The organism is Caballeronia sp. LZ035 (assembly GCF_031451175.1).
Classification (GTDB): Bacteria; Pseudomonadota; Gammaproteobacteria; order Burkholderiales; family Burkholderiaceae; genus Caballeronia.
The window spans coordinates 3,185,608-3,206,693 of sequence record NZ_JARUXS010000001.1 but is presented as its reverse complement, the minus strand read 5'-3'; the positions used below and the strand labels follow the sequence as shown (position 1 = coordinate 3,206,693).

At 63.6% G+C, this 21,086-nt stretch carries 21 protein-coding genes; 7 read left to right on the top strand and 14 right to left on the bottom strand.

Annotated features, from left to right (window positions below; all coding sequences use genetic code 11):
* Positions 1 to 204: 204 nt before the first annotated feature.
* On the top strand, positions 205 to 1,839 hold the full coding sequence (locus QCE88_RS14995; RefSeq protein ID WP_309903130.1) for an NAD(P)/FAD-dependent oxidoreductase: 1,635 nt from the start codon (positions 205 to 207) through the stop codon (positions 1,837 to 1,839).
* A 39-nt stretch (positions 1,840 to 1,878) separates the two neighbouring features.
* On the opposite strand, the gene QCE88_RS14990 is transcribed toward QCE88_RS14995, so the two are convergent.
* The 3 genes from QCE88_RS14990 to QCE88_RS14980 form a co-directional block, all read right to left on the bottom strand.
* Entirely contained in the window at positions 1,879 to 3,420 is a 1,542-nt protein-coding gene (locus tag QCE88_RS14990; protein WP_309903128.1) for an altronate dehydratase family protein, read from the bottom strand.
* A gap of 11 nt (positions 3,421 to 3,431) precedes the next feature.
* Positions 3,432 to 4,715: an MFS transporter gene (locus tag QCE88_RS14985; protein WP_309903126.1), complete on the bottom strand. Its 1,284-nt coding sequence runs from the start codon at positions 4,713 to 4,715 to the stop codon at positions 3,432 to 3,434.
* Positions 4,716 to 4,825: 110 nt separating this feature from the next.
* Positions 4,826 to 5,950, bottom strand: a complete 1,125-nt coding sequence (locus tag QCE88_RS14980; RefSeq protein ID WP_309903125.1) for a mannitol dehydrogenase family protein — start codon at positions 5,948 to 5,950, stop codon at positions 4,826 to 4,828.
* A 253-nt stretch (positions 5,951 to 6,203) separates the two neighbouring features.
* On the opposite strand from QCE88_RS14980, the gene QCE88_RS14975 reads away from it, so the two are divergent.
* A complete protein-coding gene (locus tag QCE88_RS14975; RefSeq protein WP_309903123.1) occupies positions 6,204 to 6,902 on the top strand; it encodes a FadR/GntR family transcriptional regulator in 699 nt (232 codons plus the stop codon).
* Positions 6,903 to 6,962: 60 nt separating this feature from the next.
* Here QCE88_RS14975 and QCE88_RS14970 read toward each other — a convergent pair whose 3' ends face one another.
* Positions 6,963 to 7,283: a DNA-binding protein gene (locus QCE88_RS14970; RefSeq protein ID WP_309833498.1), complete on the bottom strand. Its 321-nt coding sequence runs from the start codon at positions 7,281 to 7,283 to the stop codon at positions 6,963 to 6,965.
* A 375-nt stretch (positions 7,284 to 7,658) separates the two neighbouring features.
* Between QCE88_RS14970 and QCE88_RS14965 the strand changes: the two genes are divergently transcribed.
* Positions 7,659 to 8,534 (top strand): SAM-dependent methyltransferase, encoded by an 876-nt coding sequence (locus QCE88_RS14965; RefSeq protein WP_309903121.1) that lies wholly within the window; start codon positions 7,659 to 7,661, stop codon positions 8,532 to 8,534.
* Here the strand turns inward: QCE88_RS14965 and QCE88_RS14960 are convergent, their stop codons facing one another.
* On the bottom strand, positions 8,535 to 9,092 hold the full coding sequence (locus QCE88_RS14960) for a DUF1415 domain-containing protein (protein ID WP_309903119.1): 558 nt from the start codon (positions 9,090 to 9,092) through the stop codon (positions 8,535 to 8,537).
* Positions 9,089 to 9,736, bottom strand: a complete 648-nt coding sequence (locus tag QCE88_RS14955) for a TetR/AcrR family transcriptional regulator (protein WP_309903117.1) — start codon at positions 9,734 to 9,736, stop codon at positions 9,089 to 9,091. The genes QCE88_RS14960 and QCE88_RS14955 overlap by 4 nt, the downstream gene beginning before the upstream one ends.
* A 138-nt stretch (positions 9,737 to 9,874) precedes the next feature.
* Between QCE88_RS14955 and QCE88_RS14950 the strand changes: the two genes are divergently transcribed.
* Positions 9,875 to 11,158 (top strand): MFS transporter, encoded by a 1,284-nt coding sequence (locus tag QCE88_RS14950; protein ID WP_309903115.1) that lies wholly within the window; start codon positions 9,875 to 9,877, stop codon positions 11,156 to 11,158.
* A gap of 81 nt (positions 11,159 to 11,239) precedes the next feature.
* Entirely contained in the window at positions 11,240 to 11,836 is a 597-nt protein-coding gene (locus QCE88_RS14945; RefSeq protein WP_309903113.1) for a nitroreductase family protein, read from the top strand.
* A gap of 18 nt (positions 11,837 to 11,854) precedes the next feature.
* Here QCE88_RS14945 and QCE88_RS14940 read toward each other — a convergent pair whose 3' ends face one another.
* Both QCE88_RS14940 and QCE88_RS14935 read right to left on the bottom strand, forming a co-directional pair.
* Positions 11,855 to 13,303 carry an MFS transporter gene (locus QCE88_RS14940; RefSeq protein WP_309903605.1) on the bottom strand — a complete coding sequence of 483 codons (1,449 nt, stop codon included), beginning with the start codon at positions 13,301 to 13,303 and terminating at the stop codon, positions 11,855 to 11,857.
* Between the two features lie 106 nt (positions 13,304 to 13,409).
* Positions 13,410 to 13,649 (bottom strand): hypothetical protein, encoded by a 240-nt coding sequence (locus tag QCE88_RS14935; RefSeq protein WP_309903615.1) that lies wholly within the window; start codon positions 13,647 to 13,649, stop codon positions 13,410 to 13,412.
* On the opposite strand from QCE88_RS14935, the gene QCE88_RS14930 reads away from it, so the two are divergent.
* Positions 13,540 to 14,790: an Hsp70 family protein gene (locus QCE88_RS14930; RefSeq protein ID WP_309903111.1), complete on the top strand. Its 1,251-nt coding sequence runs from the start codon at positions 13,540 to 13,542 to the stop codon at positions 14,788 to 14,790. The genes QCE88_RS14935 and QCE88_RS14930 overlap by 110 nt on opposite strands.
* Before the next feature lie 70 nt (positions 14,791 to 14,860).
* On the opposite strand, the gene QCE88_RS14925 is transcribed toward QCE88_RS14930, so the two are convergent.
* The gene (locus QCE88_RS14925; RefSeq protein ID WP_309810134.1) at positions 14,861 to 15,064 is read right to left on the bottom strand and encodes a cold-shock protein; all 204 of its coding nucleotides are present in this window, start codon (positions 15,062 to 15,064) and stop codon (positions 14,861 to 14,863) included.
* Between the two features lie 469 nt (positions 15,065 to 15,533).
* Between QCE88_RS14925 and QCE88_RS14920 the strand changes: the two genes are divergently transcribed.
* Positions 15,534 to 17,126 (top strand): APC family permease, encoded by a 1,593-nt coding sequence (locus tag QCE88_RS14920; protein ID WP_309903109.1) that lies wholly within the window; start codon positions 15,534 to 15,536, stop codon positions 17,124 to 17,126.
* Between the two features lie 65 nt (positions 17,127 to 17,191).
* Here QCE88_RS14920 and QCE88_RS14915 read toward each other — a convergent pair whose 3' ends face one another.
* The 5 genes from QCE88_RS14915 to prfA all read right to left on the bottom strand — a co-directional run bounded on the left by QCE88_RS14915 (position 17,192) and on the right by prfA (position 21,005).
* Entirely contained in the window at positions 17,192 to 17,977 is a 786-nt protein-coding gene (locus QCE88_RS14915; protein WP_309903107.1) for a class III extradiol ring-cleavage dioxygenase, read from the bottom strand.
* A 95-nt stretch (positions 17,978 to 18,072) separates the two neighbouring features.
* Positions 18,073 to 18,675, bottom strand: a complete 603-nt coding sequence (locus QCE88_RS14910) for a UbiX family flavin prenyltransferase (protein ID WP_309903105.1) — start codon at positions 18,673 to 18,675, stop codon at positions 18,073 to 18,075.
* Between the two features lie 17 nt (positions 18,676 to 18,692).
* Complete coding sequence (gene grxD / locus QCE88_RS14905) at positions 18,693 to 19,004, bottom strand: Grx4 family monothiol glutaredoxin (protein WP_309903103.1); 312 nt, start codon at positions 19,002 to 19,004, stop codon at positions 18,693 to 18,695.
* Between the two features lie 85 nt (positions 19,005 to 19,089).
* The gene (prmC, locus tag QCE88_RS14900) at positions 19,090 to 19,926 is read right to left on the bottom strand and encodes a peptide chain release factor N(5)-glutamine methyltransferase (protein WP_309903100.1); all 837 of its coding nucleotides are present in this window, start codon (positions 19,924 to 19,926) and stop codon (positions 19,090 to 19,092) included.
* On the bottom strand, positions 19,923 to 21,005 hold the full coding sequence (gene prfA, locus QCE88_RS14895) for a peptide chain release factor 1 (RefSeq protein WP_309903098.1): 1,083 nt from the start codon (positions 21,003 to 21,005) through the stop codon (positions 19,923 to 19,925). Before prfA ends, prmC begins: the two co-directional genes overlap by 4 nt.
* Between the last annotated feature and the right edge of the window lie 81 nt (positions 21,006 to 21,086).

Sequence of the window (21,086 nt, the reverse complement as noted above, 5' to 3'; positions counted from 1 at the left end):
GTGAAAGTAGGTAATCGTCAGGCTCCTCATGCCGCAAACAAAAACCCCACCCCGCAAAGGTGGGGTTTTTGCGTTTCGGCGCCCCAGCCAGCGTCGGCTGGGACCTCAATCAAAAACGGTTCAACGATAACGCGCAGATCAAAACCGCCCGCGCGCTAGAATTTCTCTTTTGTATCTGTCAAGGCAATCGCCTACCGAGTTCCCATGCTACGTCTAAGCGAAATCAAGCTCCCGCTCGATCATCCCGAGTCCGCGATCGAAGCTGCGGTCATCGCTCGTCTCGAAGAGATTGGCGTAGCGGCCAAAGAGCTCGTGCATTTCCACGTGTATCGTCGGGCGCACGACGCACGCAAGCGTGCGGACATCAAGCTCACCTACATCATCGATGTCGAATTGCAGGACGAAACGCCCGTCCTGAAACGTCTCGAATCGCAGCCGCTCCCGCACTGCGCTCCCACGCCGGACATGGCCTACCGCTTCGTGGCGAAGGCCCCGGTGGCGTCGACGCAGCTTCGCCCCGTCGTGATCGGCATGGGTCCGTGCGGTCTTTTTGCCGGCTTGATCCTCGCACAAATGGGTTTTCGTCCAATCATTCTCGAGCGTGGAAAAGCGGTTCGTGAGCGAACCAAGGACACGTGGGGGCTGTGGCGCCGCAACGAGCTCAATCCCGAGTCGAATGTGCAATTCGGTGAGGGCGGGGCCGGCACGTTTTCCGACGGCAAGCTCTATAGTCAGATCAAGGATCCGAAGCACTACGGCCGCAAGGTGCTCGACGAATTCGTCAAAGCCGGTGCGCCTGAAGACATCCTGTATCTGGCCCGGCCGCATATCGGTACGTTCAGGCTCGTGAGCATGGTCGAAAAAATGCGCGCGGAGATTCATCAACTGGGCGGAGAAGTCCGGTTCCAGCAGCGCGTCGAAGACATCGAGATCGAAGAGGGCAAAGTGCGGGCCCTGCGTCTTTCGTCCGGCGAGACGCTGCGATGCGATCATGTCGTGCTCGCGATCGGCCACAGCGCGCGCGACACCTTCCAGATGCTGCACGACCGCGGCGTCTACATGGAAGCGAAGCCGTTTTCACTCGGGTTCCGCATCGAGCATCCACAAGGGGTGATCGATCGCAGTCGCTTCGGCAAGTTCGCCGGTCACGAGAAGCTGGGCGCCGCCGACTACAAAGTCGTTCATCACGCGAGCAACGGCCGCGCGGTCTACAGCTTCTGCATGTGCCCGGGCGGAACGGTGGTCGCGGCGACTTCAGAGCCGGGCCGCGTCGTGACCAACGGCATGAGCCAATACTCGCGCGCTGAACGCAACGCCAATGCGGGCATCGTCGTCGGCATTACGCCGGATGACTATCCGGGCGGACCGCTCGCCGGCATCGACTTTCAGCGCAAGTGGGAAGAGCGCGCCTTCGAACTGGGCGGCCGCGATTACAGCGCGCCAGGTCAACTGGTGGGCGACTTCATCGCGGGGCGGCCTTCCACGTCGCTCGGTTCGGTGACGCCGTCCTACAAGCCCGGCGTGAAGCCGACCGACCTGAGCACCGCGCTTCCCGACTACGTGATCGAAGCGATCCGCGAAGCCTTGCCCGAACTCGACAAGAAGATCAAAGGTTTCGCCATGCACGATGCCGTGCTGACGGGCGTCGAGACGCGCACGTCGTCGCCGTTGCGGCTTCGTCGGAAGGATGACTATCAGAGTGTCAATGTCGAGGGGCTGTACCCGGCGGGAGAGGGCGCGGGATACGCAGGCGGTATCTATTCGGCGGCGATCGATGGAATCGAAGTGGCTCAAGCGGTCGCGCTGAAGATGATGGCGGAACACGCCGCAACTGCATAAAAAAAGCGCATCGCGAAAGCAGATGCGCTTTTTCCCAGATCACGTCACCACACCCACCTGCCAGGGCACGAACTCGCTCTGCCCATACCCGTGGAGCTCGCTCTTCGACGCCACGCCTGACGCGCAGTCGAGCATCATCTGGAAAATCTGTTCGCCGAGTTGATCGATGGTCGCGCTCCCGTCGATCACGCCGCCGCAGTTGATGTCCATGTCCTCTTCCTGCCGCTCCCACAGCGCGGTATTGGTCGCAAGCTTGAGCGAGGGCGAGGGTGCGCAGCCGTAGGCGGAACCGCGCCCGGTGGTGAAACAGATCAGATTCGCGCCGGACGCAACCTGTCCCGTGGCCGACATCGGATCGTAGCCCGGCGAATCCATGAACACGAAGCCCTTCGCGTCAATCCGCTGCGCATATTCGTAGACCTCGACGAGATTCGTCGTGCCGCCCTTCGCGACTGCACCCAGCGATTTTTCGAGAATGGTCGTCAAGCCGCCGACCTTGTTGCCCGCCGAAGGATTGTTGTCCATCGCCGCGCCGTTACGAGCGCAGTATTCTTCCCACCATTTGATGCGCGCGAGCAGCTTCTCGCCGACCTCGCGCGTGACGGCACGCCGCGTCAACAGGTGCTCGGCGCCATACACTTCCGGCGTCTCCGAGAGAATCGCGGTGCCGCCGTGCGCGACGAGTTTGTCCACCGCCGCACCCAGCGCCGGATTCGCCGAAATGCCCGAATAGCCGTCCGACCCGCCGCACTGCAGGCCAACGATCAAATGCGCCGCCGGAACCGGCTCGCGCGTGACGCGATTCGCTTCCGCGAGCATGTCCTTCACCATCGCAATGCCGCGCTCGATCGTCTTCCGCGTGCCGCCGCTGTCCTGAATGGTGAAGCTGCGCAGCTTTGCGCCGTCCTTGAGCCCGCTCGATTCGAGCACGCCCGAAATCTGGTTCGTCTCACACCCCAAACCGACGAACAACACCGAATAGAAATTCGGATGCACCGCGTAACCCGCAAGCGTGCGGCGCAGGATGCCGAGCCCGTCGCCCTGCATGTCGATGCCGCATCCCAGCCCGTGCGTCAGCGCGATCACGCCGTCCACGTTCGGATAATCCGCCAGCGCTTCCGGATGAACGTCGCGCCGGAAATGATCCGCGATGGCCCGCGCGACCGTCGCCGAACAATTCACGCTCGTCAGCACGCCGACGAAATTGCGCGTCGCCACCCGGCCGTCGTCGCGGCGGATGCCCATGAACGTGGCGGGGGCGTCGACGAACGGCGTCGGATGGAGATCGACGCCGAATTCGTGCTCGCGCGTGAAATCGGCCATCGACAGGTTTTGGGTGTGGACGTGCTGGCCGCGTGCAATCGCCTCGCGCGCCACGCCGATGATCTGGTTGTAGCGCTTGACGGGCTCACCGGCGGCAATGTCGCGCGTGGCAATCTTGTGCCCCGGCGGAATCAGCCCGGCGACGACGAGATCCTCGGACGCGATGCGCGCACCCGAAACCAGCTGACGCGTCGCGATCACGACATCGTCTTTCGGATGCAGCCGGATGACGGCATGATCGTTGAGTGGGGTGGACATGTTTTGTGTTCTCAGACCGTGGAGGGTGCGTGGCTATCGGGCCGCGCTTGTTCTTCGTCGGCGCGATTGAGCGGTTCGATCTTGCCGACAATCACAAGATAGCTGAATGCGCCCAGGAAGCAGAAGCCGCCCGCAACACACAGCGGAATCACGAACGAGCCCTTGGTGATGGCGAGCATCACGCCGGTGAAGGTCGTGATGACGATGCCCGCCAGATTCGACGCGAAATTCTGGATGCCGCCGATGGATGCCACATGATCCGGCGTCGGCGCGACGTCGCTCGGCAGCGACCAGATGCTGGCCGCGGCGAACGCGAGGCTGGCGTAGGCGATGCCGAAGAACGCGAGCATCAGGTAGATGTTCTCGACGAACGCACAGAGCGTGATGACCGAGGACAGCAGCATGCCGCCGACCATGCAGGTCTTGCGTGCGGCAGTGAGGCTCCAGCCGCGCTTGAACAACGCGTCGGACACCCAGCCGCCGAACCAGCCGCCCGGAATCGACATCAACGCCGGAATGGTGCCGAGCGTGCCGAGCGACTTGAGCGAGAAGCCGTGCGCCTGGACGAGATAGCTCGGGAACCAGGTGATGAAGAAGTAGATCACGAAGTTCAGGCAGAAGAAGCCCAGCATCATGCCCCACAGCGTGCGGTACTTGAACAGCGATGCCCACGACACCTTGTTGCGCGGCGCGACCGGTACCGGCGCGACGTCGGTTTCACCGGTCAGGTCGCCCAGCGACTTGTTCCGGTAGATCACGAACCAGCCAAGAATCCACGCGAAACCGATCACGCCGGTAATGACAAACGACGCTTCCCAGCCGAACGTGCTGATGATCAGCGCGACGACCGGAATGGACAGCGCGGAGCCGACGCGCGAACCGCTGTCGAAGATGCTGGTGGCGAACGCGCGCTGTTCCTTCCTGAACCATTGCGACACGAGCTTGGCGCACGACGGATACGCGCCCGCTTCGCCGATGCCCAGCATCAGGCGGCAGCCGAACATGCCGGCGACGCTCGTCGCGACGGCCGTCATGGCCGTGAAGACCGACCACCAGCCGACTGCGAGCGGCAGCGCGATGCGGGCGCCGACGCGATCGACGAACCAGCCGAAGGGCATCTGCATCAGCGCGTAGCTCCAGAAGAAGCCGCTCAGGATGAAGCCCATTTCCGCGGGCCCGATATTAAGCGCCTTCTCGATCTGCGGCGCCGCGACGGCGAGATTGGCGCGATCGATGTAATTGATCGCGATGGCCAGAAAGGCGAGAAAAATCACTACCCAACGCATTTTGCGCATTACTTGTCTCCTCCGTGATGGGGCGGCACTTTTGATGTTTGATGACGCCGCCGCAATGCCGTCGCGGCGCGTCGTGATTCGAAAACAGGGGTTCCGCTCTTCAGGCGGATTCAGGCGGATTCGAGGGCGTCGCGCAGATGCGGCTGCGCCAGATCGAGCTTGAGTTCGCGCGCCAGATCGATCACGGGCTGGAAGCGGCGATGCTTCTTCTCGTCGTGATTCCGCGCGATGTCCGCAAGCCGGTGATCCAGGAACGGGTTCTCGAAACGGTCGCGCACGCTCGCTACATAGTCCTTGGCGACGTCGCGTTGACCGAGCGCCGCGAAAACCGGCAGCACTTCATCGCGCCAGGTGGCTTCAAGCGGATCGCGGAAGGCGGCGTCGCGCATCGCGTCGAGCACCGTCATGTCGGCAGCGGCGTCACGCGTGCGCCAGATTTGCGCGAGCATCGTGTGGCCGAGATTCAGCAGGAAGAGCTTGAGGCGTTCGTAGTGGGCGAGGTCGTCGGTGATCACGATGTCTTCGTGCTCGCACGGCAGCACCATGCCCGCCCGCCGCTCGATGGCCCACAGCGCGTAGGGTTCGGCGATCGCGCCCACCGGCTGGATCGGCTCCGACACGATGCGGTCGACGAGCGAATTCACCCACACGCACTCGTTCGTCAGATAGTCGATGAAGGCCGCATCCAGGTCCCAGCCGCGCGCCACGCCGACCACCAGATCGCGCAACGTGTCGCCGTTGCGGGACACCAGCTCGCAGGGCAGCAGCGTGATCGGCGCAGCCCCGGCGGCAAAGCGCGCGTGCAGCAACACCGCGAGCTTCGCCGCGAAACCGCGCGGCGTGCGCGGGCTGTCGAGCAGGTCGCGCGTGTCCTCTTCGAAGAGGGCATAGCCGGCATCCGCCGTGTTCGACACGATGACCTTCACATCACGCTCGATGCGTGCTTTGAGCAGCGGCCAGTCTTCGTCGGCATGCAGCGCTTCGCCGATGGCATCGCACTCGAAGGTTTCGTCGATCGTCTCGTCCCGCCGGCGGCCGCGAATGCGCACCGGGTAGCGGCCCGTGCTTTTCAGCGCCTCGATGCGGGCACGGCTGTCGGCGCTGGAGGTCGTCTGCACGACGGTGATCTTGCCGAGCGCTTTAGCCGGATCGCGCCGCGCCGCCTCGGCGACGAAGAAATCCACGTGCGCCTGCAAGAACCGGCTCGTGCCGAACTGGAGAATGGGATGGCTCATGAGTATGCGGGGCCGTTCGAACCGTCGGCGCGAGCGCCTCGTCGGTCGTTTATCGATTTGGGAACGGTTCCAGATTGCCTGAAAAAAAGTGGCCAACCTGGCCTTACCGGATTGCATACTAGTGGCTGGAAATAGAATTGGTCAAGCCACTTGAAAGCGGCCGGATCTAGGGTGAACGCGGTTTTGCGGTGCGCGTCCCCTCCGGCTGATTACAATCCACGTTTTCCCCGACCCGAAAGCAGGAGCCCAGCACGTGAGCGTGAAACCTCCCGAGACGCGCCGCCTTTATCTCCAGATCGCCGACAAGCTGCGCGGGTTGATCGAGCAGCAGGATTTCGCGCCAAATGGGCGCCTGCCGTCCGAGCGCGAACTCGCGCAGCGGCTCGGCGTATCGCGGCCATCGGTGCGCGAGGCGCTGGTCGCACTCGAACTGGAAGGGCGTGTCGAGATCCGCATGGGCTCGGGTGTGTATATCGTCGCCGCGCCGGTCGCCAAGCCTCCGGCCACCGAGACGGAGTTAGGCGAAAGCCCGATAGAGATCATGAACGCGCGCAGCGTGATCGAGGGCGCGATTGCCGCGAGCGTCGCGCCGTTCGTCAAGCCGAAGGCGTTGAAGGCGCTGCGCACGCTGTACGAATCGATGGCGCGCGAAGTCGCGAACGGCCAGGTGCCCATGGCCGCCGATCGCGCGTTCCACATCGCGATCGCACAGATGGCGGGCAACGATGTGCTGGTGCGCACGGTCGGCAGTCTGTATGACGAACGGCATAGCCCGCTGTCATCGACCTTGCGTGGACACTTCGAAGGGGAAGAGACGTGGCTTGCCGCGCTGGGCGAGCATCGGGAGATTCTGGAAGCGCTCGAAGCGCGCGACGCCGTCCAGGCGCAAGCCGCGATGCAGCGGCATATGCGTCAGTCGGCGGCGCGGCTGATGACGAGACGCAAAGGCTGACTCCGGTGCGGGTGTGCCACGCGCACCGGGTTCGACGAGCCGGGGTGTTCGGCCCGCCGTTCAGCCCGGATAGGCTTCATCGACTTTCAGGCCAGCCAGCTTGAAGATCACGCGTAGCGTCTGCGGCGCGATTTCGCGGCGCGATGCCAGCGTCGTCAGGACGAAGTCCATGACCTTGGCGAACTTCAGCATGGTCAGACAGCTTTCGATATCAGTGGAGCCGTCGCGCATGGATTCTGCAAGACGCAACATCTCCACGGAAATCTCTCGGGCCATCTCGAGTTCGAGCTGCTGCTTCTCGCTCCACGCGGGCATGGCCGTCAGTGCTGCGAGCATGTCCTGAAACTGCTTCTCTGCTTTCTTGTCGGGGATCGCGTCCATCGCCGTCCTCTCATGTTCGTGGCGCCGGCGAGTCGCATCGCCGCGCTGTGCGTTAGGTGTTACGTAACAAAGCCGGGTGCGGTGACATCGCGGTGCGTGTCGAAGCGCGGCCTGCCAGCTTGCTGCTCCTGCGTGCTGCGTCGGTACGCGACGCGGCGCCGCGCTGTGTCGTCTCTTCCAATGGCCTCATTGTCGGGACGATGCACAATCTGTTCCATGCGTTTTGCCACACGCACTGGCCGATGAACCGATGGCCGGAACACAGAGCGTCTTTGCGCTTTTGGGTAAACTTCCCCTTTTCAGGCGTGAGTACCAGCGGTTAGCGCACATTCAGCGCAAACACGCTTCGCCTTATTTTTTCGACAGACCTTCACGATGACCAGGAAGTCCCCCGCGCCGGTATCGGAGAGCCCCGAACCCTCCGCCAAACACGAGATTCGCCCCGGGCAGTCGATCGAACTGCTGAAGGAACTCCATATCCTCACGCGCGACGGCAAGATGAATCAGGACAGCCGCCGCAAACTGAAGCAGGTCTACCACCTCTATCAGTTCATCGAACCGCTGCTCGCCGACGTGCATGCGCGCCAGGGAGCGGTATCGCTCGTGGATCACGGCGCAGGCAAGTCTTATCTTGGGTTCATTCTCTACGATCTCTTCTTCAAGTCTCTGCGCGATCGGTCACACATCTTTGGAATCGAGACGCGCGAAGAGTTGGTGAAAAAGTCAGAGGAATTGGCGGCACGACTCGGGTTTACCGGGATGTCGTTTCTGAATCTGTCGGTGGCCGAATCAATGCATTCCGACCGTCTGCCGGATTCGGTCGATATCGTCACTGCGCTGCACGCGTGCAATACCGCCACTGACGACGCCATCCAGTTCGCTCTGCAAAAGAAGGCGAAGTACATCGTCGTCGTGCCGTGCTGTCAGGCGGAAGTGGCTTCGGTGCTGCGCAAGAACAAGGGACACTCGCTCTCGAAGAACGTGCTGACGGAAATGTGGCGGCATCCGCTGCATACGCGCGAATTCGGGAGCCAGATCACCAACGTGCTGCGCTGCCTGCAACTCGAATCGCACGGTTATCAGGTGAGCGTGACGGAGCTCGTCGGCTGGGAGCACTCGATGAAGAACGAGTTGATCATTGCGCAATTCAAGGATTTGCCGCGCGGGCGGCCGGCGCAACGGCTGTCGGAGGTGCTGGAGACGCTGGGACTGGATGAGTTGCGCGAGCGTTTCTTCGCGCCCGCGCATTGATCAGCTTTTATCGTTCATCCACGCGTTGAAGCCGTCGGGGCCGAGGCGGCGCAGCGTGTCGATGTTGCGCTCGTAGATATCCGAGGCATCGGGAAACGCCGCCACCGCGCGGTCGATGCTCGCCTCGCGCAACAGGTGAAAGATCGGATAGGGCGCGCGGTTCGTGTAGTTGTCGATATCGTCCGGTTCGCTGCCTTCGAACTGATAGTGCGGATGGAAACTCGCTATCTGCACGTCGCCCGCGAGGCCCATGTCGCCGAGCAGACGGTCGGCAAAGAACAGGGCGTCGTTGTACTCGGCGAAATCGGCGAAGGCGTGCGGTGTGATGAACAGCGTCGTGTCGATGAGATCCGGGTCCGTCTCCTTCAGCAAGCGAAGCTCGTCCGCCAGTTCGACCACCAGATCGTCCACCGCGCGCGCGTCGCTCACCACATAGCGGATCTGTTCCTTGACATGCACGCTCTTCGCGAACGGACACAGATTCAGTCCGATCACCGCGCGCGTGAGCCAGTGCTGCGTTGCCGCGATGACGTCTTCGTGGGAACCGCCTGGCTTCATGCGTTTTCCTGTCCGGGTTGGGCCTTGCAGGCCGCGTCGATCAGCATGCGCGCGATGCGCGCCGCCGCGACCAGCGGGCCGGAGCCCGGGCCGTAAGTCTGGCTGCTCGCATAGACGCCTTCGACCAGCAGCGCGAGGGAATCGGCGAGTTCATGCGGCTGGGCGGCGCCTGCCGCCGTCGAGATTTCGATGAGCCGGTTCATCAGATATTTTTTATTGCGTTCGACCGGCTCGCGCGCCGCATATTCCGGATCGCCGAATTCGCACGCGACGTTCAGGAACGGGCAGCCTCGATAATCGGGTGCGGACGCGCGCTTCACCAGGTCGTCGAATGCCTGGATCAGCTGTTTGACAGGCTCCCCCGGATGTTTTTCGATGCTGGCTTCGAAGCGTCCCCGAAAGCGCTCGTCCATGCGGTCGAGATAGGCCACCACCAACTCGTCCTTCGATGCAAAGCGCCGGTACAGGCTCATCTTGTTGACGCCCGCGCGCTCCACCACCGCATCGACGCCGATGGCGCGAATGCCGTCGCGATAAAACAGCGCCTGCGCAGCATCCAGCAACTGTTCCTGCGCGGTCGCGCCGTCAGTGCGGACACTGCGGCGGGCAGGGCCTTTGGGTTGATCCGCGGATGTTCGTGTCAAAGTCGCTTCCTCGTCATGCACACTGCATGCTTGACATGTTACAGATCGGTCACTAAGCTCGCAACTCTGATGTGACAGACCGGTAACGAGTGATGTCGTCCGGGGCAAGGATAAACGGAACCACGGAGCGGAACGGCGATGAATTGGGTAGCGAGGCGGCTGAACGGCCGGATGCATTACGGATGGATTGCGGTGGGCGTGGTGTTCTTCGTGCTGCTCGCCGCGGCGGGCACGCGAGCGACACCGAGCGTCATGATGCTGCCGCTCGAAAAGCAGTTTGGCTGGTCGCGCGGCACGATTTCGCTGGCGATCTCGATCAATCTGGCGCTGTACGGCCTCGCCGGGCCGTTCGCGGCAGCGGCGATGCAGCGCTTCGGCGTGCGTCGCACGGTGCTGACGGCGCTGACCACGCTGGCGGCGGGCGTCGCGCTGTCATCGATGATGACCGCGCCCTGGCAGATGGTGCTGGTCTGGGGCGTGATGGTCGGCAGCGCGACGGGCGTCGCGGCGCTGACGCTCTCGGCGACCATCGTCAACCGCTGGTTCACCACGCATCGCGGCCTGGCGATGGGCATTCTCACTGCCAGCTCGGCCACCGGCCAGCTCGTGTTCCTGCCGATCCTCGCGTCGATTGTCGAGCACTACGGCTGGCGTCCTGTGGTGTTCGTCGTCGCGGGCGCGGCGGTAATCGTGCTGCCGTTCGTCGCGTGGCTGCTGCCCGAACGGCCGGCGGATCTGTCGCTGCGTCCGGTCGGCGAGAAGGCCGATCTGCCGCCGGCCGCCGTCCCGGCCCCGAAGAATCCGATCAAGGTCGCGTTCAGCACGCTCGGCATGGCCAGCAAGACGCGCGATTTCTGGCTGCTGTTCTTCAGCTTCTTCGTCTGCGGCGCGAGCACGAACGGCTATGTCGGCACGCATCTGATTGCCATGTGCTCGGATTACGGCATGACGCCGGTGCAGGGCGCCAGCCTGCTCGCGGCGATGGGCATCTTCGACCTGTTCGGCACGACGCTCTCCGGCTGGCTCTCCGACCGCTTCAATGCGCGCGTGCTGCTGTTCTGGTATTACGGGCTGCGCGGACTGTCGCTGATCTATCTGCCGTATGCGTTCGGCATCGACTTCTTCGGTTTGCCGCTGTTCGCCGTGTTCTACGGTCTCGACTGGATCGCGACCGTGCCGCCAACCGTGCGCCTCGCCACCGATGTCTACGGCAAGGACGCCGCGCCGATCGTGTTCGGCTGGGTCGTGGCGGGACATCAGCTTGGCGCGGCATTCGCGGCGCTCGGCGCCGGCATGCTGCGGTCGAGTCTCGGCAGCTATACGGTCGCTACGATGATTTCAGGCGGGCTGTGCCTCGTCGCGGCGGTGATCGTGTTGCGCATCAATCGCGCGGGACGGGCGGTGGGCGTGGCAGCAACCTGAAATGGTGAAATGAAGCGGCCGAGGCGGGCTTGCTATCCTTGACGGCCTGCCTGCTTTTCCAAACCGTCAAGGATTCCAATCATGAACGCAAAACCCGCTCCGACCGATATCGACATCCACGAACTGATCGCCGGCCGCTGGAGTCCGCGCGCCTATTCCACGGAGCCGGTCGAGCGCGCGCAACTGCATCAGCTGTTCGAAGCGGCGCGCTGGGCGCCTTCGTCGAGCAATCAGCAGCCGTGGCGTCTGATCGCGTTCGACCGTCATCGCGACGAAGCCGCGTTCCAGCGTGCGTTCGACACGCTGATGCCCGGCAACCAGAAGTGGAACGGCAACGTGCCGGTGCTCGTCTGCGTGACGGCCGCAACGCTCACGCCGAAGGGCGAACCGAACCGCACGGCCGCCTACGACACGGGCGCGGCCGCGATGGCGCTGGTTCTGCAGGCGCACGCGCTTGGCCTGGCGGCGCATCAGATGGGCGGTTTCGACCGTGATGCGTTCCGCCAGGCGTTCTCGATTCCCGAGGAGGTGCAGATCATCGCGATGGTGGCGATCGGTCATCACGGCGATGCCAGCCAGCTCGACGAGGCGCTGCAGGAGCGTGAAGCCGCGCCGCGCGTGCGCAAGGCGCTCGGCGAGACGGTGTACGAAGGCGCGTGGAGCCGCGCGTTCGACTGAATTCCGGCGCTCGGGGCCTCAGTGCTCGTCTGCCGCCGACAGCGGACGAGCCACGTCTTCCAGCGACCTGCGCTCCGCCGCGACGCCCCAGATGCCGGCGACCACCGCTGCCGCAATCATCAGCACCGAGCCGATCAGATAGCCCGCGAATACGGCGCCGCGCTCATGGGTGTCGATCAGATGCCCGAACAGCGCCGGTCCGATGATGCCGCCCAGCGCCGTGCCAAACGCGTAGAACACGGCAATGGCGAGAGCGCGGATTTCCAGCGGGAAGGTTTCGCTGACCGTCAGATACGCCGAACTCGCCGCCGCCGATGCGAAGAAGAAGATCACCATCCACGCGATGGTCTGCGTCGTCACGCTGAGCATGCCGTGCATGAACATCCAGCCGCTAATGGTCAGCAGCACGCCGGACATCGCATAGGTGAAGGCGATCATGCGGCGGCGGCCGATTACGTCGAAGAGCTTGCCGAGCAGCACCGGCCCGAGGAAATTGCCGGCGGCGAACGGCAGCACGTACCAGCCGATGTGATCGCCGGGCACGTGGTAGAAATCCGTCAGCACCAGCGCGTAGGTGAAGAAGATGGCGTTGTAGAAGAACGCCTGAGCGGTCATCAGCGTGAGACCCACGAGCGAACGGCTGCGGTGCATCTCGAAGAGCGTATGCACGACCTCGCTGAGCGGCGTGCCTTCGCGCGCACGCAGGCGCAGCGGCTTGATGGGCGTGTCGGGAATCGTCACGCCATGCTGCCGAAAATGGGCTTCGATTTCCTCGACCACTTGTTTCGCTTCATCCGCGCGATTGTGCGTGATGAGCCAGCGCGGGCTTTCCGGCACCCACATCCGCATGAAGAGGATCGTGAGCCCGAGTACCGCGCCGATCAGGAAGCACGCGCGCCAGCCCCAGTCGGGCGGAAGCAGGCCGGGGTCGAGCAGGACCAGCGATCCCGCCGCGCCGATGCCCGCGCCGATCCAGAACGTGCCGTTGATGGCCAGATCGGTCCAGCCGCGCAGCCGGGCGGGCGTGAATTCCTGGATCGTCGAATTGATCGCGGTGTACTCGCCGCCGATGCCGGCCCCCGTCAGGAAGCGAAACAGCACAAAACTCGCGAGATTCCACGAGAACGCGGTGGCGGCGGTCGCGGCCGCGTAGAGGAACAGCGTGATGAAGAACAGCTTGCGACGGCCAAGCCGGTCCGTCAGCCAGCCGAAGCCGAGTGCGCCGAGCACCGCCCCCGCGATGTACGCACTCCCGGCAATGCCGACATCCGCGTTCGAGAATTGCAGCGCCGGGCTCGTCTTCAGCGCGCTGGCGACGGCGCCGGCCAGCGTCACCTCGAGTCCGTCCAGCAGCCAGGTAATGCCGAGTGCGAGCACGATCAGCGTGTGGAAGCGTCCCCAAGGCAGGCGGTCGAGGCGCCCGGGCAGATCGGTTTCGATGATGCCGGGTTGCGCGGGTTGCTCCATCGGTCGATCGTTCAAACGGTTCTCCTCGTCGTTGTTTTGCTCATGTCGCCGGTCGCGCGCTGTATATGCGCGGAAAAAGCGCGCAAGCGGCTTTCGGACGAGCAAGTTACATTCCGCTTTTGTCGAATGAAGTCAACGGTTTAAAAATCTCCGGCTGCGGTTGATGCCTACCCGGGAACGTGTTAAAAACGCCGTCCATGTCCAACGCGGCGTCCTGGCGGACGTGGCTCAGCATCATGACTTTTTGCGCGATCGATTTCGGCACGTCGAATTCCGCCGTCGCCCTTCCGGACGGCCCGGCCATTCGGCTGGCGCCCGTCGAAGGCGAGGCGACCACGTTGCCCACCGCTGTCTTCTTCAACACCGACGAAAACAACCAGGCCTACGGACGCGCCGCGCTGGAGGCGTACATCGACGGTTTCGACGGCCGCCTGATGCGCTCGATGAAGAGCATTCTCGGCTCGGCGCTCGCCGAGAGCACCACGGATCTCGGCGACGGTTCGGCCATCAAGTACACCGACGTCATCACGCTGTTCCTGCAGCACCTGAAGCAGAAGGCCCAGGCGTTGACCGCCGAGCCGCTGTCGCGCGCGGTGCTCGGCCGCCCGGTGTTCTTCGTCGACGACGATCCGCGCGCCGACAACCTGGCGCAGAAGCAGCTCGAGGCCTGCGCGCACGCCGTCGGCTTGCGCGAGATTCACTTCCAGTACGAGCCGATCGCCGCCGCCTTCGACTACGAAGCCAGTCTGACGCAGGAAGGGCTCGTGCTGGTTGCGGATATCGGCGGCGGTACGTCGGACTTTTCGCTGGTGCGCGTCGGTCCGGAGCGCGCGCGCGAGCTCGACCGCAAGAGTGACGTGCTCGCGCATCATGGCGTGCATGTCGCCGGCACCGACTTCGACCGCCGCGTCGAACTCGCGACCGTGCTGCGCGAGCTCGGCTATCAATCGCTCGATCCGCAAGGCCGGGAAGTGCCGAGCCGCATCTATTTCGATCTCTCGACGTGGCATCTGATCAACACCGTCTACACGCCCAAGCGTGTCAGCGAGTTGCAGCTGATGCGCCATCTCTACCCGGAGGTGCGCCATCACGACCGCCTGATGCGCGTCGTCGATCGCCGGCTCGGGCACGCGCTCACCGCGCACGCGGAGGAGGCGAAGATCGAAGTCGCCGCGGGCGGGGCGACGGAAATCGACATGGAAGAGGTGGAAGAAGCGTTGCGCGTCGCGTTCGACGAAGCGCGATTGATCGAGGCGGGCGCCGAGGAAACGCGGCGCATCGTGGACGCCGCGCGCGAGACCATCCGGCGCGCGGGCGTTGCGGAGTCGGACGTGGGCGCTGTGTATTTCACGGGTGGCACGACCGGGCTGCGGTTTCTGTCGCAGGCACTGGCGGCAGCGTTTCCTGCTGCGCAGCCGGTGTTCGGCGATCGTCTCGCCAGCGTGGCGAAGGGCCTCGGCATCTACGCACAGCGCGTCTTCGCCTGATTTCGCCCGAAAGCGCGCTCCAAATAAAAAACCCCGCGCAGGCGGGGTTTTTTTACGAATCAGGCGGAACTTAGGCCGGCTTGATGTTCGCGGCTTGCTTGCCCTTCGGGCCAGTCTTCACTTCGTAGGTAACCTTTTGGTTTTCCTGAAGTGTCTTGAAGCCTTCGACACGAACTTCCGAGAAGTGCGCGAACAGATCTTCGCCGCCGCCATCCGGAGTGATGAAGCCAAAGCCCTTTGCGTCATTGAACCACTTGACGGTACCGGTTTCCATGTTACTTGTTCCAAAAAAATGATGAATAAGGCCGAAGCCCAGGGGCGCAAAAGATCAAGGAAGGGGCAATGGACCAACCGGAGTACCGTGATGGCGAACTCGAAAGAACCAATTCACTCGCCACTTGAAATCCTGCAAGAAGCTTTATACGGCGAAACCATTTCGCGGTCAATTAATATCCGACAACTCCGAAGGGATTTTCCCGAGCCATACGAAACCATGCGGCGAACAGCGAATTCGTGCGCTTCCTTGCACGAAAAAGAGGCAAAAAAGGTGAAACTGCTCGCCTGCCGCACTGCATTCGAAAGGTGCAACCGTTAAACTACGCGACCATTTTCAATGGGTTGCACCGCATGTGCCGGGTCGGCAGGAATGATTCTGGCAACCGGTGCACCCGCGGCCTGGCAGCCGATCGAAAACCGGCAAAGCCGCATGCGGCACGCGCGGCGCGAGACAACGGAGAAAAGAAGTGAAAAGTTCGATACAGAGAAACATCGGTCCGATGGCCCTCATGTTGACCGGTCTGGGATCCATCATCGGTTCGGGATGGCTCTTCGGAGCATGGAAGGCGGCCAAGATCGCCGGGCCTGCCGCGATCGCCGCCTGGGTGATCGGCGCGGTCGTCATTCTGGCGATCGCCCTGACGTATGCCGAGCTGGGCGCCATGTTCCCCGAGTCCGGCGGCATGGTGCGCTACGCGCGCTATTCGCATGGCGCGCTCGTGGGCTTCATCAGTGCGTGGGCGAACTGGATCGCGATCGTTTCGGTGATTCCGATCGAAGCCGAAGCCTCCATTCAGTATATGAGCACCTGGCCGTATGACTGGGCGCACGCGCTGTTCGTCAACGAGTCGCTCACGCCGACAGGAATCGGTCTCTCGGCGCTGCTCGTGATCATCTATTTCATGCTGAACTACTGGGGTGTGAAAGTGTTCGCACGCGCGAACTCGCTGATCACGGTCTTCAAGTTCCTGATTCCGGGCGCGACCATCGCGGGCCTGATCTTCGCCGGGTTTCATTCGGAGAATTTCGGCACGTCCTCGACCTTCGCGCCCTACGGCTGGCCGGCTGTACTGACCGCCGTGGCGACCAGCGGCATTGTGTTCAGCTTCAACGGTTTCCAGAGCCCGGTGAACCTCGCCGGCGAGGCGCGCAATCCGGCGCGCAGCGTGCCGTTCGCGGTGATCGGCTCGATTCTGCTCGCGCTCGTGATCTACGTGCTGCTGCAGATCGCTTATATCGGCGCGGTGAATCCCGCCGACGTGGCGAAGGGCTGGGCGCATTTCAACTTCGCGTCGCCGTTCGCTGAACTGGCGCTGGCGCTCAACCTGAACTGGCTCGCCATCCTGCTGTATGTGGACGCGTTCGTCAGCCCGAGCGGCACGGGCACGACCTACATGGCGACAACCACACGCATGATCTACGCGATGGAGCGCAACGGCACGATGCCGAAAATCTTCGGCAATGTGCATCCGTTCTACGGCGTGCCGCGTCCGGCGATGTGGTTCAACCTGTTCGTCGCGTTCATCTTCATGTTCTTTTTCCGTGGCTGGAGTTCGCTGGCCGCGGTGATTTCGGTGGCGACGGTGATCTCGTATCTCACCGGCCCGGTCAGCCTGATGGCGCTGCGCCGCGCGGCCCCCGACCTCGAGCGTCCGCTCAGGCTGCCCATGATGGGCGCGGTGGCGCCGTTCGCGTTCGTGTGCGCGTCGCTGGTGCTGTTCTGGGCGAAGTGGCCGCTCACCGGCGAAATCATTCTGCTGATGGTCGTCGCGCTGCCGGTGTATTTCTACTTCCAGGCCAAGGCGGGCTTCGCCGGCTGGGGACGCGATCTCAAGGCCGCGTGGTGGCTCGTGGCTTATCTGCCGTGCATGGCGGTGATGTCGTTGATTGGGAGCAAGGATTTTGGCGGCAGTGGATTGCTGCCGTACGGCTGGGATATGGCCGCGGTGACTGTGCTGGCGCTGGTGTTTTATTACTGGGGCGTGCACACCGGATATCGCACCGCCTATCTTGACGAGCGCGAAAGCAGCGACGACATTGTTCACGAAGTCGGCGCCTGAGCGTTCCGGCGTCGTATAGCGAGACAGGAAACCGCCTGAGTGGCTGCTCAGGCGGTTTTTTTAATTCACGCGTCAGTGAATACGTAGTTCGTCATCGCCAGCGCGCGCTGAAAGGTTCCGAGCGACTGTATGCCGAGCGTGTAGTCATCGGCGGCTGCGCCGAGCGCGCTGAACACCGGCAGCAGATGTTCGTCCGTCGGGTGCATCAGCGCCGCATGGGGCGCACGGGCGCGATAGTCGAGCAGCGCGTCGATATCCCGTTGCGCCATGCGGTCTTCGAACCAGTCGGTGAACTCGGTGACGCGCGGGTCGGCATCTTCGGGACGCGCGCTGAAATCGGCCATGCGCAGGTTGTGCGTGATCTGGCCGGAACCGACGATCATCACGCCCTCATCGCGCAGATCGCGCAGCGCCCGGCCCATGCCGAAATGATGCGCGGCGTCCAGGTGCGGCTGTATCGAGAGTTGTGCGACCGGCACATCGGCGTCCGGGAACATCAGCAGCAGGGGCACCCATGCGCCGTGATCGAGACCATGTTCGGTCGTCGCGGCCGGAATGCCCTGCGCGCCGAGCAAGGCGGCGGCGTGCTTCGCGAGGTCGGGCGCGCCGGGCGCCGGATAGCGCAGCTCGTATAGCGCACGCGGAAAACCGTAAAAGTCGTGGATTGTCTCCGGCCGCTCGGCGATGCTCGCGACCGGTTGCGCGGTGCCCCAGTGCGCCGACAGCATCAGGATCGCGCGCGGGCGCGGCAGCGTCGCACTCAGCGAGGCGAACTCGGCGGAGGGCATCGACGGATCGATCGGCAGCGTCGGCGCGCCGTGGGAAATGAAAACGGTGGGTGTCGGGCTCATGACGGCAGGATTCCAGTGGACTATGTCGTCAATGTAGGGCCGCTCATGCCGTTAATAAACCGTCCCAGCGGCAACGCATTATGTCGCGGATGTTGCTAATCAGACGCCGCGCGCAATCCCTGCCATGCCGGCGCAACCGCCTGCCCAAGTCCAAACAGATCGATGACCCGCGCGACGGTGTGATCCACCATCTCGTCGATCGTCGCGGGTTTCTGATAGAACGCCGGCAGCGGCGGAAAGATCACGCCGCCCATTTCTGTGACGGACGTCATGTTGCGCAGATGCGCGAGGTTGAACGGCGTTTCCCGCACGAGCAGCACGAGACGGCGTCGTTCCTTGAGAACAACATCGGCGGCGCGGGTGATGAGGTTGTCTGAGAGACCGTGCGCGATGCTGCCGAGCGTGCGCATCGAGCAGGGCGCAACCACCATGCCGTCCGTGGCGAAAGAGCCGGAGGCAATACTCGCGCCGACATCGCGCACGCTATGCACGACATCCGCCCGCGCGTAGACGGCGTTGCGGTCGAGATCGAGTTCGTGCTGGATATTGAGCCAGCCTGCGCTGGAGACGAGCAGATGCGTCTCGATGCCGCCCAGACGGCGCAGCATGTCGAGCAGGCGAACGCCGTAGATGGCGCCCGTCGCCCCGGTGATCGCGACGATCAGGCGTCGCTGCGGGGCGGGCGGGCTGGGTGGCATCGGCGGGCGGGTGAGACTCAGGCGGCGGCGAACAGCTGCTGCAATTCGCCCGATTGATACATCTCCATCATGATGTCCGAGCCGCCGATGAACTCGCCATTCACGTACAGCTGCGGGATGGTCGGCCAGTTGGAGAACTGCTTGATGCCCTGGCGGACGGCGTCGTCTTCGAGCACGTTGACGGTCGTGATCTTGTCGACGCCGCAGGCCTTCAGGACCTGGATGGCGCGACCCGAGAAGCCGCACATCGGGAATTGCGCCGTGCCTTTCATGAAAAGCACGACGGGGTTCGATTCAACGATCTGCTTGAGATGTTCTTGCGTATCCATGGCGTTCCTGCGCGTGAAAGTCGGGGGGACTGATGGTTGAAATGATAGCGGATTTCGCTTTTGAGAGCTGACGGCGCCCGGCGCTTCAGGCCGTGAAAACGCCGCCCGTGCAGCGCTCGATGCCGGCGAGATCGCGCAGCGAATGCACGTCACTGAAACCGTGCGCCTGCATGAGCTGCCGCACGGCGTCGGCCTGGTCGTAGCCATGCTCGAGCCACAGCGCGCCGTTCGCTGCGAGCAGAAACGGCGCTTTCTCGACAATCTCGCGGATTGCCGACAAACCATCGGATTCGTCGGTCAGCGCGCCGCGCGGTTCGAAGCGCAGGTCGCCTTGTTCGAGATGCGGATCGCCGCTCGCGATATAGGGCGGATTGCTGACGATCACCTCGAACAGCAGCGACGGCTCGAGGTTCGAGGTCCAGTCGCTTGCGACGAACGTGACCGAACCGCCCGCGCGCGCGGCGTCGAGCAAACGCACGGCATTCGAGCGCGCGACGTCGAGCGCGTCCGGTGAGCGATCCACGGCCCACACCTTCGCATCGGGCCGCGCGTGAGCGAGCGACACCGCAATCGCGCCGCTTCCCGTGCCCAGATCGAGCACGCGGGGATTCGGCGTGCCGGCGATGATGCCGAGCACGGTTTCCACCAGCAGTTCGGTTTCCGGGCGGGGAATCAGCACGGCGGGCGTGACCTCGAAGTCGAGACCGAAGAACTCGCGCCGGCCGACCAGCTGCGCGATGGGCTCGCCATCCAGACGGCGCGCGACGAGCGCCTCGAAGCGCGCGACGGACGCGTCATCGAGCGTTTCCTGATCCCGCGTGATGAGTTCCGTCCGACGCCAGCCGAGCACGTGCATCAACAGCACGCGCGCTTCAAGCGGCGGCAGTCCGGACGCACGCAGCACGTCGGCCGCGGTGCTCACTCCGCTTCCCCGAGCGCCGCCAGCAGTTCCGCCTGATGCTCGGAGACGAGCGCGCCGATCAGCTCGTCGATGTCGCCGTCCATGATGTATTCGAGCTTGTAGAGCGTCAGGTTGATCCGGTGATCCGTCATGCGCCCTTGCGGGAAGTTGTAGGTGCGGATGCGTTCCGAGCGGTCGCCCGAGCCGATCAAACTCTTACGCGTCGCGGCTTCCTTCGCGTGCTGCTCGTGATACTGCTTGTCCTTGATGCGCGCGGCCAGCACCTTCAGCGCGCGATCCTTGTTCTTGTGCTGCGAGCGGTCGTCCTGACATTCGACGACGATGCCGGTCGGCAAGTGTGTCACGCGCACGGCCGAATCGGTCTTGTTGATGTGCTGCCCGCCCGCGCCCGACGCGCGGAACGTATCGATGCGCAGATCGGCCGGATTGATCACGACTTCGCTGATTTCATCGGCTTCCGGCATCACGGCGACGGTACACGCCGAGGTGTGGATGCGCCCTTGCGTTTCGGTCGCCGGCACGCGCTGCACGCGGTGCCCGCCCGATTCGAACTTGAGCCGCGAATACGCGCCCTGTCCGGCGATGCGCACGATCACTTCCTTGTAGCCGCCGAGATCCGACACGCTTTCCGACATCGTTTCGGCACTCCAGCGATTGCGTTCCGCGTAGCGCAGATACATGCGCAACAGGTCGCCCGCGAACAGCGCCGATTCGTCGCCGCCCGCACCCGCGCGGATTTCGATGAAGATGTTGCGCTCGTCGTTGGGATCCTTCGGCAGCAGCATGGTCTGCAGATCGCTTTCGATGGTCGCCATGCGTTCGCGCGCCTCGCCGATCTCTTCCTCGGCGAAATCGCGCATCGACGGATCGGCGAGCAGTTCCTGCGCCGTGGCTTCGTCGGTCAGCGCCTGCCGCCAGAGCGCGTATTGATCGACGATCGGGCTGATTTCCGCGTGCTCGCGCGTGAGCTTGCGATATTGGTCCATGTCGGACGTGACGTCCTCACGGCTCAACAGTTCGTTGAGATCGACCTGCCGTCTGGCGAGCTGGTCGAGCTTGCTTTGCATGCTCGTTTTCATCGTGCGGGATTGGCGCGGCGGGCGCCGGGGAATGACTGCGATCAGGAAGCCGGCGCCAGCGGCGCGCGGCCTTGGAGAATA